Consider the following 13,060-nt stretch of genomic DNA (forward strand, 5'->3'; position numbering starts at 1 on the left):
CACGTACGTGAACGGTGCCCCTGCGGTCTCCGTCTCCGACGCCATCGTCCGGGCGGCGGGCCGAGGGCCTATCGGCAGACTCTTCCCGCCACGATACGACGCCGTGGCCGCGCCCGCCTCGGACGTGCGCGGGCACATCCACCGGAGGCACATCCACCGGGGGCGCGGCCATCGGGGGAGCGGCCACGTGGGCCGACGAGCGCTACCGGGTACGCCTCAGGTCAGCGCCAGTACGTACGAGATCGCGGCGGCGGCCGACGCGACCGTGCGGACGTGGTTCCACATCGACCACTCGCTCACATACGTGGGCCAGTACGCGACGGCCTCCGGCGTACCGGCCTCCATCGTGGCCAGCTTGTTGTTGCGCGGGACATTGGCCGCGATCGTGACCCCGAAACAGCCGAACAGATACAGCGCACTGCCCAGCAGCATCTCCACGGTGCCCTCGTCGGGCCACAGCACGAAGGTGACCACCGCGAGCACGGCACACATCACGGCCGAACCGATGAACAGGAACATGAACGCCGGCATCAGCGCGGTCACGTTGATCGCCTGCATCGCGGCGACTCCCTGCGCGGGCGGAAGCGCGGCGAGGCCCTTCATCACGAACGTCGAGAACCCACAGAAAACACCGGCCACCAGCCCGGTGCCGAGCACCCCCACCATGGTGATGACGAAGAACGGTCCCTCGATCATGGCAACTCCCGCGTAAGCAAAACCCTTGGGCAACAACTCGCGCACCGCTCCCAGAACCGCCGGTCCGGACGACCCCGAACCCAAAGATCCTGCCCGGCGCTCCCTGTCACCACAAGTGAAATGCCGTACGGGAAGGGTGACCATGGCCGAGGAACTCGGGGGCATGTTCGGTCGTCTCGGGGCGGACCCGGGATGGCCCCGGGTGGACCCTGGGCGGGCCCGGGATGGCCCCGGGTGGACCCTGGCGGACCCGGGGTGGGAGCGCCTGGAGAGCCGGGGCGTGACCGAGGGCTGTTCGGGTGAGTGGCCGGGGCGGATTTCACTCACCCCCGCAGTGCCTCACCCTCGCAGTGCCTCACCCCGGCAGTGCCTCACCCCCGCAATGCCTCCCCCCGCTTTGTCCCGCCCGCGCTCGCCCGCCACCCCGCGAGCGTCGCCTCGACCGTGGGAGCGATCCGGCGCCGGGCCTCATGCCGCGGAACGCCGCTCATCAGCAGTTGGTCGTACGGGGTGTCCGTGTGCCGGACCGCGGCGCGCACCGCCGATGTCACCGCGCCCTCGGACAAGGCGCGCCCGGCGGCACTGCGGCCCACGCGCCCGCTGCCCCGCACCGAGGCGTGCCCGGCGATCGCGTGCGCCCGACCGTCCGGACAACCGGGAAACAGCCGCCGGATCTCCTCCGCGAACGCCTCCGTGAACCGCACATCCTCCGCGGCCCGCCGTCGCGCGTCCCGGGCCCGGCGCCGCCGCCGCGCCTCCGCGTCCGCGAGACAGCGCTCCTCGGCCCGCGCGAGCGCCGCGTCCTCGACGAGCACACCCTGCCGCTCGTACCGGCCGCGCCGCCGGTTGAACCGTACGACCACTGCCGACAGCGCGCTCCCCTCCCGCGACCTCCGCGTCAACGCCGTGTCCCCCCGGGGCAGAAACACCAGATGCCCGAGGTCGGCACAGTCGAGACACCGAGGCGACCCCTCCTCCAGTACCAGCAACGAGAGCGGCCCGCCCCGGCACTCGGCACAGTGCCGCCGCTTGACCGGCTGGACGACGAGAAGCCCGGTACGGGGCGGGGGAGTTGCCGTGGTCGTCATGGGTGTGTCATTCCCGTCCGGCGAGGCGGCCCGTCCGCTTCCCGCCGAGAATCCTGTTCACGCCGAGAAGCCGACGATCCGCTCGGGCACGACACGGACGATCACGCGGACCTCGTCCTCCTTCTCCGAGGGAGGGTCGACGCCGAGGTACTTGTGCGAGAGCTCGTACGGAAGGCGCTTGCCCTCGTCGGGGAGGATCTCGGCGGTGCCGCGGATCTCCACCGAGGTGTAGGGGTTGGCGAGGTCGTAGACCGAGATACTGATCCGGGGGTCGCGCCGGAGGTTGCGGATCTTCTGCCGGCCGTCGGTCGAGGAGAAGAGGACGGTGTCGCCCTCGCGCTTGAACCAGACCACCGAGTTCTGGGGAGCCCCGCCGGGACCGAGAGTGGCGACGCTGGCGAAGTTCTTGCCGTCGAGGAGTGCACGGACCGAGTCGTCGAAGGAGATCGTCATACCGCCACACTAACTATATGCGCGTGCATGTAAAAGTCCTTTCGTGAGAATCGCGAGACGGAAGACCCACCTCGGATCATCCGTTCCACGCCGGGTGGCGTGGGTCGTCCGCGCGCACCAGGACGTCGGCCGTGTCGCCCGGGGCCGTCTCGCTCTCGTAGCGCTCGTACGCGGGAAGCGTCCAGTGCTCGCTCTCGGGGGTGCGCCGACGCAGCGCGGCCGGTGAGAGGCGTACGTGAACGGTGAGGTCGAACGGAAACCAGTGGTGCAGCAGTAGTGGACCGTGCAGCAACAGCACGGCGCCGGGCGGGAGTTGGACGTACGGGCTACGGGTTGCCCGGTCGGTGTTCGGATCCCAGAGGTCGGGAAGTACACGGCCGTCGCCGCCGGCTTCCAGCGGGCCGAAGACCTCGCGCCACAGGGCGCCGGTGTCGAACCAGCCGTCGTAGTACGCCTCGACGTCCTGGTGGCCGTACTCGAACCGGAGGGAAGCGGGCCGCAGGAAGTCCCCCGTACCGACGACGAGTGCGGACCGGCCGCGCAGGCGCAGGGCCTCGGCGACGAGTTCGGCGAGGTCGCCGGGCCGGGCGGCCGGAGCCCCGTCGAAGGCGATACGAGGCCAGGGGCTGCCGTCGGCCGGCTTCAGGTCGAGCAGACGCTCGGCGAGGAGGTCGCCGAGCCGGTCCCAGGTGATCGCTTCGAGTCGCACCCGGCCCATGATGCCGCGCGGGCGGACGGGTGTGGCGGGCCGGGATGCCGGGCGGAAGCCGCGAACTTCCGGGTGCGTATCTCCTCGTACCCGGCGAGAATGTAGGGCGCCGGGACTAGCGGTGCCTCCCCGCGCCGCGCCGGCCGTCCGGCACCGGGAGGTACTACATGACCACCGCCGGAGACATCATGCACCGCGGCGCCCAGTGGATCCCCGCTCACGAGACGCTGGACCGTGCCGCCCAGCTGATGCGTGAACTCAATGTGGGCGCGCTGCCCATCAGTGACGAGAACGAACGGCTCTGCGGCATTCTCACGGACCGGGACATCGTGATCGGCTGCGTGGCCATGGGCCATGACCCGGCACGCATCACCGCGGGGGAGATGGCCAAGGGCACACCGCGCTGGATCGACGCGGGCGCCGACGTGAGCGACGTGCTCCGCGAGATGCAGGGGCACCAGATCCGCCGCCTTCCTGTGATCGAGAACAAGCGCCTGGTCGGGATGATCAGCGAGGCCGACCTGGCCGCGCACCTGACGGACGAACAACTCGCGGGCTGGGCCGAGAGCGTCTACGCGAAGAGCGCGGCACGCTGACCCCGAGGTCCCCACGGCACGACCGGGACACGCGCTCGTCCGGCCATGCGCGCCGGACGAGCGGTGTCACAGCCAGCCGTTGCGCTTGAACCCCCGGTAGAGCGTGGAGCACACGATGGCGATCACGCCGACGGCCATGCCGTAGCCGAACTTCCAGTGCAGCTCCGGCATGTAGTCGAAGTTCATGCCATAGACCCCGCAGACCATGGTCGGCACGGCGATCAGTGCCGCCCATGCCGTGATCTTCCGCATGTCCTCGTTCTGCGCGACGCTCACCTGCGCGAGATGCGCCTGCAGAATCGAGTTGAGCAGTTCGTCGAACGCGGCTATCTGCTCGGCGGCCCGCAGCTGGTGGTCGGAGACGTCGCGGAAGTACGCCTGTATCTCCGGGTCGATCACCCTGATCGGCCGGGTGGCGAGATCCATGATGGGGCGGCCGAGCGGGACCACCGCCCGCTTCAGCTCAAGGAGTTCACGCTTGAGTTGGTAGATACGCCCGGGGTCGGCCCGCGCGCCGTTCGCGGCGAACACATCCGTCTCGACCTGGTCGATGTCCTCCTGCACCGAGTCCGTGACGTTCAGATAGTCGTCCACCACATGGTCCGCGATCGCGTGCAGCACCGCGGCCGGGCCCTTGGCGAGCTGCTCGGGGCGGGCCTCCAACTCCTCGCGCAATGGGCCGAGCGAACCGTGCCTGCCGTGCCGCACGGTGACCACGAAGTCCTGGCCGACGAACACCATGATCTCGCCGGTGTTCACCACCTCGCTGGTCGCGGTCAGTTCGGTGTGCTCGACGTAGCAGACCGTCTTGAACACGGCGAACAGCGTGTCGCCGTACCGCTCCAGCTTCGGGCGCTGATGGGCGTCCACCGCGTCCTCGACCGCCAGCGGGTGGAGGTCGAACAGCTCGGCGATGCCCGCGAACTCCACTTCCGTCGGCTCGTGCAGCCCGAGCCAGACGAATCCGCCGTCGGCCTTGCGGATCCGCTGCACCGTCTCGACCAGATCGCGGCCGGCGGGGACCCTCGACCCCTCTTCGTACGCCACGCAGTTCACCACCGCTGTGCCCAGCGGAGACCGGGCGGGGTGACTCAGGTCGACACGGGCGCGCCGTCGTGTCAGCCGTGCCACCCTGCGGAGGCCGCCGACCTTGCTCAGGCCCGTGACCTTCCGCAGATTCCCTGCCATGGACATCTGGATCTCCTTGCGTGGATCTCCTCGCGCCGCACTCTGCGCCTTGCCGCGGCCAGTCTGCCAGGATGTTTTGACGGCCGGGAAAGCCTGTGGGAACGGAGGATTCCGTTCCAGGTCCACCGTGTCGGCCGGTACTGACGAGGCGACGACGGCTGTTGGCGGGCCGAGCGCGGCCCATGCGGCCGACGACGCGCTTGACTTCGGGAGCGTCAACCATCATGGACAAGCGAGACAACTGGGATGATCGGCGCATGACGCGCACCGACGGGTATCTCCTCGACAACCGGCAGACCGAGGCGGGGCAGCGTTTCGACGCCCTCGCCGCTCTCTTCGACCCCACGACGTTCCGGCACATCGAACGGTTCGGTATCGGATCCGGCTGGCGCTGCTGGGAGGTCGGCGCGGGCGGCACGTCCGTGGTGTCCTGGCTCGCCAAGAAGGTCGGCCCCACCGGCAAGGTGGTCGCGACCGACGTCGACACCTCCTGGGCCACCTCGGCGTTCCGTCCTCCCGTCGAGCTGCGCGTCCATGACGTGGGCGTGGACGAGCCGCCGGGGGAGGGCTTCGACCTCGTGCACGCCCGGCTCGTCCTGGTCCATGTGGCGGACAGGGAGAGGGCGTTGCACTCGATGATCAGAGCGCTGCGGCCCGGCGGACGGCTCCTGGTCGAGGACGCCGACCCGGCGCTCCAGCCGCTGGCCTGCCCCGACGAGCGCGGCCCCGAACAGCAGTTGGCCAACCGGCTGCGCCACGGCTTCCGTGAACTGCTCACCGAGCACGGCGCCGACCTCGCGTACGGGCGTCGGCTTCCGCGGCTGCTCCGCGAGGCCGGGCTGCGACAGGTCGAGGCCGACGCGTACTTCCCGATCACCTTGCCGGCCTGCGGAGCGCTGGAGTCCGCGACGATCCGTCAGGTCCGCGACCGGCTCGTCGCCGCGGGCCTCGCCACGGACCAGGACATCGACCGGCACCTCGCGAACGTGGCCGCGGGCGGGATGGACCTGGCCACGGCGCCGCTGATCTCGGCGTGGGGGCGCAAGGTGTAGCACCGCGTGGCGAGGGCGCAGTCCGCGGCGAGGGCACAGTGCCCCGCGAGGGCCGGAGTGCTTGTGCCTCGCCGCCGCGGGGCTCGGACGCGCATGCCTCCACGGCCGGCCCGGGCCGGCCCGGGCCGAACCGGGGCGGTCCGGGGCAGTCCGGAGTGGTCCGGGGCAGCCCGGGGCAGTCCGGATGGGCTGCCGAGGCGGATCGGGGCGGCCCACGGCACGGGCCCGGGAGGCCTACGCGTTCGTCGTCGGCCTCCCGCCCACCTGTTCCACCGCCCGTGCCCCGGCCCGGCACCCCTCCACAGCCGCTTCCTCCGGTCGGGTGCCCGCGAGGAGCGCGGCCAGGAAGGCTCCGGTGAAGGCGTCCCCGGCACCCGTCGTGTCGACCGGGATCGCGGGCACCGCCGGAACCCGGGCCCGGACCTCCCCCGACCGGGCGACCAGGGCTCCGGCCCCGCCCTGCTTGACGACCACCAGCGGAACGTGGCGGCTCAACTTGGCCGCCGCGTCCGCCGGATCGGGCAGACCGGTCAGCAGACAGGCCTCGTCCCGGCTCGGCAGCAGGACGTCGACGCCCTCGGTGAGCGCGAGAAAGCGGTCCACTCCCAGCTCCGTGAGGAATCCCGCCGACGCCGGATCCACGCTCACCGGCACCCCACGCGCGCGTGCCGACTCGACCGCCACCGCCACCAGCGCACGGCACGGCTCGGAGAAGAACAGATAGCCCGACAGATGCAGCCGGGTGACACCGTCGAGCAGTGACTCCGACCAGTCGCCGGGGGTGAGCCGCAGGGACGCGCCGCTGTCCGTGAGGAACGTGCGCTCTGCCGCAGCGCCCGTGTCCACCAGGCAGATCACCGTCCCGGTCGGCGCCTCGGGGTCGATGACCAGGAGGGGGCGTACTCCCGAAGTGGCCAGCTCGCGCTCGTGCCACGCGGCGGAATCCATGCCCACCTTGCCGAGCAGGCGGACCTCCGTGCCGTCCCGGCGGGCCGCCCAGCACGCGACGTTGGCGCCCGCGCCGCCCGGCACGGTCCGGACGACAGCGGCTGTGTCGGTGCCGGACGCGAGCGGCCCACGGTGCCGGGCGACGACATCCGTGACGACGTCGCCTACGACCAGGAGAGCCCCGCCGGGAGCACTGCCGGGAGCTCTGCCGGGGCCGCTCGCCCCGGTCACGCGCCTGCCCAGGCCGCCGCGATCCGCCCCGCGAGCCGTACGTTGCCGCGTACCGCCGCCAGATTGGCGCTCAGTGACGCCCCTTCGGTGTGGCGCACCAGGTAGCCGAGGAGGAACGGTGTCACCGCCTGGCCGCTCACACCCTCCGCCTCGCACGCGTTCAGCGCGTCGGCGAGCACGCGCGCGTGGAGTTCGGGATCGAGCTGCTCCGCCTCCGGCACCGGGTTGGCGACGATCAGCGCCGACTCGGGCCCGTCGAGTGCGTCCTGCGCGCGCATGACGGCCGCGACCTCGCCGGGCGACTCCAGGGTCCAGTCCACCGGGTGACCCGAGTCGGACAGATAGAAGCCGGGGAAGTGCGTTGTCCCGTATCCGGCGACCACGACCCCCAGCGTCTCCAGCCGCTGCAGGGTCGCCGGCACATCCAGGATCGACTTCACCCCTGCGCACACCACCGTGATCCGGGTCCGTGCCAGGAGCCCCAGATCGGCGGACTCGTCCTGCGTCACCGTCCACTCCCGGTGTACGCCGCCGAGCCCGCCCGTCGCGAACACCCGTACGCCCGCCTGCGCGGCCAGCAGCGCGGTCGCTGACACAGTGGTCGCCCCGCTGACCCCCGCGGCGACCGCGAGCGGCAGATCGCGATGCCCGAGCTTGCGGATGCCGTCCTCGTTGGCGACCCGCTCCAACTGCTCCTTGTCGAGACCCACGCGGGGCTGCCCGTCGAGCACGGCGATCGTCGCGGGAACGGCACCTTCCTGGCGTACGGCGTCCTCCAGCTCCAATGCCACCTGGAGATTGCGCGGACGCGGCAGCCCGTGCGCGATGATCGTGGACTCCAGTGCCACCACGGGCCGCCCCGCGGCGAGCGCCTCCCGTACCTCTTCGGAAACCACCAGCACGCGCGTGCCTCCTGTCTGTCGGTTCTCCCCTCATCCCTGGCGGGCGACGCGCCTGGCCAAACCCTTGCGACCAGCACAACGGGGCAGCAGCCTGAGGCCATGACGGACAACTCGACACGTCTCGACCATGTCGTCCTCTGGGTACGCGACCCGGTGGCCTCGGCCGACTTCTACGAGAAGGCGCTGGGCCTTGAGCCCATCAGGGTCACCGAGTTCGCCGCGGGGAAGGTGTCCTTCCCCTCCGTACGCCTCAACGAGGAGACCATCTTCGACCTCGCGCCCCTGACCATGGCCCCCCGCATGGACGTCGTCCCCGACGCGGCCGCAAGCGCGGGCCACCCGGTCAACCACGTATGCCTGTCCCTCCCCGGCGAGGACTTCGACGCGCTCCGCGCCCGCCTGGAGGAGCGTGCCGTCCCCCTCTCGGACTTCACCCACGACGCGTACGGCGCCCGCGGAAAGGCCAAACGGAGCTTCTACTTCCGCGACCCGGACGGGAACGTCTTCGAAGCGCGGCACTACGACTAGCTCTCAGGTCCCCGAGCATTCCCGAGCAGCTCTCGGACCTGACTGGGGAAGGGGTGTCCACGCGCGCGTGGACACCCCTTCGGCCTTCGGGGCTCAGACAGGCCTCGCTCCGTTCAGCGCCCCGTGCGGATCGAGGACGTACTTGCGGCTGGCGCCCTGATCGAACTCGGCGTAGCCGCGGGGAGCGTCCTCCAGGCCGATCACCGTCGCGTTGACGGCCTTGGCGATGTGCACCCGCTCGTGAAGGATCGCCTTCATCAGGCCCCGGTGGTACTGCATCACCGGACACTGACCGGTCGTGAAGCGGTGGCTCTTCGCCCACCCCAGACCGAGCCGTACCTTCAGCGTCCCGGTCCGCGCGTCCTGGTCGATCCCGCCGGGGTCGTCCGTGACGTACAGGCCCGGAATGCCGAGCGCGCCACCCGCGCGCGTGATGCCCATCAGCGAGTTGAGGACCGTGGCGGGTGCCTCCGGGGCGTCGGGACCGTGGGCCCGCGCCTCGAAACCGACCGCGTCGACGGCCACGTCCACCTCCGGCTCACCCAGGAGCTGGTCGATCTGCTCGCCCACGTCGCCCTGGCTCACGTCGACCGTCTCGCAGCCGAAGCTCCTGGCCTGCGCGAGACGTTCGGCGTTCAGGTCGCCGACGATGACGACGGCGGCGCCCAGCAGCTGCGCCGACGCCGCGGTCGCGAGACCGACCGGCCCCGCCCCGGCGACGTACACCGTCGAGCCGACCCCGGCGCCCGCGGTCACCGCCCCGTGGAACCCCGTCGGGAAGATGTCCGACAGCATGGTCAGATCGAGGAGCTTCTCGCGCGCCTGGTCCCGGTCCGGGAACCGCAGCAGGTTGAAGTCCGCGTACGGGACCATGGCGTACTCCGCCTGGCCGCCGACCCAGCCGCCCATGTCGACATAGCCGTAGGCTGCTCCGGGGCGGGCCGGGTTGACGTTCAGACAGATGCCGGTCTTGCGTTCCTTGCAGTTGCGGCACCGTCCGCATGCGATGTTGAACGGCACCGAGACGATGTCCCCGACCTCGACGAACTCGACGTCCGGGCCTCGCTCCACGACCTCCCCGGTGATCTCGTGCCCGAGGACGAGCCCCTCGGGCGCTGTCGTCCGGCCGCGCACCATGTGCTGGTCGCTGCCGCAGATGTTGCTGGCGAGCACCTTGAGAATGACTCCGTGCCGGCACTTGCGGCCGATGTTCGCGGATGCCACCCCTGGCCCGTCCTGCAGTTCGAGCGTCGGGTAGTCGATGGTCCTGACTTCCACCGCGCCCGGCTTGAGATACGCGACTGCCCTGTTCCCGCTCATACGTGATCGCCGTCCCTTCGGCCCCCGTGACTTCGGATGCCAGTGGCTGTGCGCATGGCGGAGTCTGCTACCGCCGCACCGTTCCGGCCAGCCTTCGCGCGGGTCTCCATGGGGACGTCACGATGTGGCGGGCCGGCCCCGGGTGAACAGCGCCAGCGCGCCGAGCGGCAGCAGCAGACAGGCGGCGACCAGGTTCAGCCAGCCGTAGCTCGCCTGGGCGACGACGAGTCCGGCCGCCGCGCCGCCGAGACCCGCCGCGGTGTTCATGGTCAGGTCGGACAGGCCCTGTGCGGCGGCACGCGCGGGCTGCGGCACGGAGTCCGTCAGGAGCGCGGAGCCGGAGACGAGACCGGCCGACCAGCCGAGACCCAGCACGAAGAGCCCGACGGCGGTCTGCGTGTGACTGCTGCCCGCGGTGCCAGCGAGCAGCGCCGCGCAGGCCAGCAGCCCCACGGCAAGACCGATCACCGCCAGCCGCCCGAACCGGTCGGACAACCGGCCCATGACGGGCGAGAACGCGAACATGCCCGCGATGTGGATGCTGATGACCAGCCCGATCAGATCGATGCTCGCGCCGTGGTGACCGAGATCGACCGGTGTCATCGACATGACCGACACCATCGCCGTGTGCGAGACCGCCACGGTCATCAGGGCCAGCCGGGCCCGCGGCGAGGCCCGGACGGCGGCCGCCCCGGCCCGTATGGAACGCGCGGCGGGGGACTGCTCCTCGACCGGAGCCAGCGCACGTGCTGTGAGCAGCGGGTCGGGCCGCAGCAGCACCGCGACCAGGAGCGCCGATATGAGGAAGACCCCGGCCGCCCAGAGGAAGGGGCCCGCCGCCTCCGGTATGCCGAACCCGGAGACGCTGCGACCGGCGGGCGCGGCGATGTTGGGACCGAGGACCGCGCCGATCGTCGTGGCCCACACGACGTTCGAGATGGCGCGTGCCCGCCGCTGCGGCTCGGCCAGATCCGCTGCCGCGAAGCGCGCCTGCAGATTCGCGGACGAGGCCGCGCCGAACCCCGCCATGCCGAGCAGCAGCAGCGGAAAGTTGTCCATCACCGCGGCGACCACGACGATCCCCGCGCCCAACGCTCCGATGAGGTACGCCAGCACGAGCCCCGGCCGGCGGCCGCGCGCGGTCATCAGCGCGGCGAGTGGCACGGAGAGCACGGCCGTCCCCGTGACCGTCGCGGTGGGCGCCAGCCCGGCCAGCGACTCGGTGCCGGCGACCTCCTGGGCCAGTACGACCGCGAGCGCGATACCCGTGGCCACACCGAGCCCGCCGAGGATCTGGCCGGCGACGAGGACGGCGGTTGTCCGGCGCCGCAGTGCCGGCAGTGCTTCCGCGTCGACTGGCCCGGCGACCGGCCGCTCGACGGCGGTCACCGGCAGCGTCCCGCGGCACTGCAACTCGACGCGCCTACCCGGCCCGCCGCCGCGAACCGCACCGTTTCGGACACATCCCCGCGCGTGATCGATGTGGTCACCGGCGCATCCTCCCCCCTGGTCCTGAGCTCAGGACACCTTCACGACAACAGCGACCGCGCCCCCACGGCCGAGCGCTTCGAGGCACCCCTCAGACCGAGGCACCCCAGGTACTCCTCGGGAGGAGGCACCCCTCGGACGGAGGTACTCCTCAGACCGAGGCACCGTCAGCACGAAGGCACCCTCAGAACAACGGCTCCGGCAGTACCCCTTCCAGCGCCAGCAGCTTCCGCTTGGTCTCCAGGCCGCCCCCGAACCCGCCGATCCCGCCGTCGCTCTCCACCACCCGGTGGCACGGCACGACGACCGGCAGCGGGTTGGCGCCCATGGCCATGCCCACCGCCTGGGCTGCCCCCGGCTGGCCGACCCGCCGGGCCAGATCGCCGTACCCCACCACGGACCCGTACCGAACGCCGGACGCCAGCTCGCGCAGCACCTGGCGGTTGAACCCGGAGATCAGGGACCAGTCCAGCGGCAGGTCGAAGTCCTTGCGCTCGCCCGCGAAGTACGCCGCGATCTGACGTATCGCCTCGGCCAGGAGCGGGGACTGGGGTGCCTCGACGGGCTCGGTGCCGAACCGGGACCCGAGCCGGTCGAGCGCCTTGTCGCGCACGGCGTCCGTGGCGTGGAAATCGACGCTGACCAGGCCTTCGCCGGTCGCGGCCAGCAGCAGCGGACCGATGTCGCTGTCGACGACGGCCCACACCACTCGCTGCTCGTTCTGCCCATGGCTGTCCATGCGCTCCACGGTACGGCGCACCACCGACAACGCCGGAGGCACGGACGCATGCGAGCGTCCGTGCCACCGGCGAGAGCTGGTGAAGGCGGGTTCAGCCCTCGTTCAGCGCCTCCTGCACCACGTCCGGCTTGTTCGTGATGATGCCGTCCACGCCGAAGCCCGCGACGCGCCGTGCGTCCGCCGCGGTGTCGACGGTCCAGGTGGAGATCTCCAGCGGCTTGCGGTGCGGTCCTTCGAGCGCGTGGATCGCGGTGACGTAGCCGAGGGAGATCGTCGTGTGCGACGAGTTGATCTGGTCGGCGAACTGCGCGTACGCGGGCAGCTCCGCGACCGCCGGCGTACCCAGGAAGCCCGTCTTGATGTCGGGCCGCAGCGCGTGCACGGTCCGAAGGCTGTCCGCGCTGAAACTCTGTACGACCAGCTTGCTCCGAACGTGGGCCGGCCCCAGCCAGCCCTCGTTGCCGAGGACCTTGAGGGTCTCCCGCTCGATTCCCGGGTAGAGAGCGGGATTCTTGATCTCCAGGACGAGCTTCTGGTGATTTCGTGAAACCCGGTTCATGTACTGCTTCAGGGTCGGTACGTGCGCGCCCGCGTACCGGGGGCTGAACCAGCTGCCCGCGTCCAGCTGCGCGATCTCCGCGGCGGTGAAGTCCTTGACCTTCCACGGGGCCCGCCCGGGGAAGACCTCCTCGACGTCGGTCGTGCGGGTCAGGCTGTCGTCGTGGATCACCACGAGCTGGCCGTCCTTGGTGCGCTGGACGTCGTTCTCGACCCAGCGGAATCCGAGGTCGTCGGCCTTGTCGATGGCGGCCAGGGTGTTCTCGGGGGCGTAGGCCGAGGCGCCGCGGTGGGCGATCACCTGAGTCCGGTCGGTGTCCGGAGCGGCGTGGGCGGTGGGTGCGGGGAGAACAACGACAGCGGCTCCCAGGAGCGCGGTGGTCGTGGCGGCGGCAGCGCGCGCATGCATGCGTACTCCTTGCGTCTGTGTTCACGGACCGTCCTAGAGTGACAGCAGAGGGTCAACAGCAGGGGGGTGCAGGATGGCCACAGATTGAATGGAGTTGCCCATGTCCGATCACGTGTGCCGCACAAGTGGGGCAAGGTCGTGATTCTTTGCCGGAA

The 13,060-nt window shown here is 71.0% G+C and carries 14 protein-coding genes; 3 read left to right on the top strand and 11 right to left on the bottom strand.

From position 1 onward, the window contains the following. Positions 1–216 precede the first annotated feature (216 nt). The 4 genes from ACZ5VQ_RS14725 to ACZ5VQ_RS14740 all read right to left on the bottom strand — a co-directional run bounded on the left by ACZ5VQ_RS14725 (position 217) and on the right by ACZ5VQ_RS14740 (position 2,955). Positions 217–696 (bottom strand): anthrone oxygenase family protein, encoded by a 480-nt coding sequence (locus tag ACZ5VQ_RS14725; protein WP_362074334.1) that lies wholly within the window; start codon positions 694–696, stop codon positions 217–219. A gap of 371 nt (positions 697–1,067) precedes the next feature. Beyond that, entirely contained in the window at positions 1,068–1,784 is a 717-nt protein-coding gene (locus ACZ5VQ_RS14730) for a DUF2293 domain-containing protein (protein ID WP_469105194.1), read from the bottom strand. 57 nt (positions 1,785–1,841) lie between these two features. Next, a complete protein-coding gene (locus ACZ5VQ_RS14735; protein WP_469105195.1) occupies positions 1,842–2,237 on the bottom strand; it encodes a PPOX class F420-dependent oxidoreductase in 396 nt (131 codons plus the stop codon). Positions 2,238–2,313: 76 nt separating this feature from the next. Further along, complete coding sequence (locus tag ACZ5VQ_RS14740; protein ID WP_469105196.1) at positions 2,314–2,955, bottom strand: nucleoside/nucleotide kinase family protein; 642 nt, start codon at positions 2,953–2,955, stop codon at positions 2,314–2,316. 158 nt (positions 2,956–3,113) lie between these two features. On the opposite strand from ACZ5VQ_RS14740, the gene ACZ5VQ_RS14745 reads away from it, so the two are divergent. Further along, positions 3,114–3,542, top strand: a complete 429-nt coding sequence (locus ACZ5VQ_RS14745; RefSeq protein ID WP_469105197.1) for a CBS domain-containing protein — start codon at positions 3,114–3,116, stop codon at positions 3,540–3,542. 66 nt (positions 3,543–3,608) lie between these two features. Here ACZ5VQ_RS14745 and ACZ5VQ_RS14750 read toward each other — a convergent pair whose 3' ends face one another. After that, positions 3,609–4,736 carry a magnesium and cobalt transport protein CorA gene (locus tag ACZ5VQ_RS14750; protein WP_200398960.1) on the bottom strand — a complete coding sequence of 376 codons (1,128 nt, stop codon included), beginning with the start codon at positions 4,734–4,736 and terminating at the stop codon, positions 3,609–3,611. Between the two features lie 251 nt (positions 4,737–4,987). Here ACZ5VQ_RS14750 and ACZ5VQ_RS14755 point away from each other — a divergent pair, with 251 nt between their 5' ends. Then, positions 4,988–5,782, top strand: a complete 795-nt coding sequence (locus ACZ5VQ_RS14755; RefSeq protein WP_469105198.1) for a methyltransferase domain-containing protein — start codon at positions 4,988–4,990, stop codon at positions 5,780–5,782. 234 nt (positions 5,783–6,016) lie between these two features. Here the strand turns inward: ACZ5VQ_RS14755 and ACZ5VQ_RS14760 are convergent, their stop codons facing one another. Further along, the gene (locus tag ACZ5VQ_RS14760) at positions 6,017–6,961 is read right to left on the bottom strand and encodes a carbohydrate kinase family protein (RefSeq protein WP_469105199.1); all 945 of its coding nucleotides are present in this window, start codon (positions 6,959–6,961) and stop codon (positions 6,017–6,019) included. Next, entirely contained in the window at positions 6,958–7,863 is a 906-nt protein-coding gene (locus ACZ5VQ_RS14765; protein ID WP_469105200.1) for a pseudouridine-5'-phosphate glycosidase, read from the bottom strand. The genes ACZ5VQ_RS14760 and ACZ5VQ_RS14765 overlap by 4 nt, the downstream gene beginning before the upstream one ends. 99 nt (positions 7,864–7,962) lie before the next feature. Between ACZ5VQ_RS14765 and ACZ5VQ_RS14770 the strand changes: the two genes are divergently transcribed. Next, positions 7,963–8,391, top strand: coding sequence for a VOC family protein (locus tag ACZ5VQ_RS14770; protein WP_362074352.1), 429 nt, complete (start codon positions 7,963–7,965; stop codon positions 8,389–8,391). Positions 8,392–8,484: 93 nt separating this feature from the next. Here ACZ5VQ_RS14770 and fdhA read toward each other — a convergent pair whose 3' ends face one another. The 4 genes from fdhA to ACZ5VQ_RS14790 all read right to left on the bottom strand — a co-directional run bounded on the left by fdhA (position 8,485) and on the right by ACZ5VQ_RS14790 (position 12,905). Beyond that, entirely contained in the window at positions 8,485–9,711 is a 1,227-nt protein-coding gene (fdhA, locus tag ACZ5VQ_RS14775; protein WP_469105201.1) for a formaldehyde dehydrogenase, glutathione-independent, read from the bottom strand. A 117-nt stretch (positions 9,712–9,828) separates the two neighbouring features. Continuing rightward, entirely contained in the window at positions 9,829–11,100 is a 1,272-nt protein-coding gene (locus tag ACZ5VQ_RS14780; RefSeq protein WP_469105202.1) for an MFS transporter, read from the bottom strand. Between the two features lie 283 nt (positions 11,101–11,383). After that, entirely contained in the window at positions 11,384–11,938 is a 555-nt protein-coding gene (locus ACZ5VQ_RS14785; protein WP_469105203.1) for a methylated-DNA--[protein]-cysteine S-methyltransferase, read from the bottom strand. Between the two features lie 91 nt (positions 11,939–12,029). Beyond that, positions 12,030–12,905 (bottom strand): glycerophosphodiester phosphodiesterase, encoded by an 876-nt coding sequence (locus ACZ5VQ_RS14790; protein ID WP_469105204.1) that lies wholly within the window; start codon positions 12,903–12,905, stop codon positions 12,030–12,032. Positions 12,906–13,060 lie beyond the last annotated feature (155 nt).

The organism is Streptomyces sp. NPDC033178 (assembly GCF_055577685.1).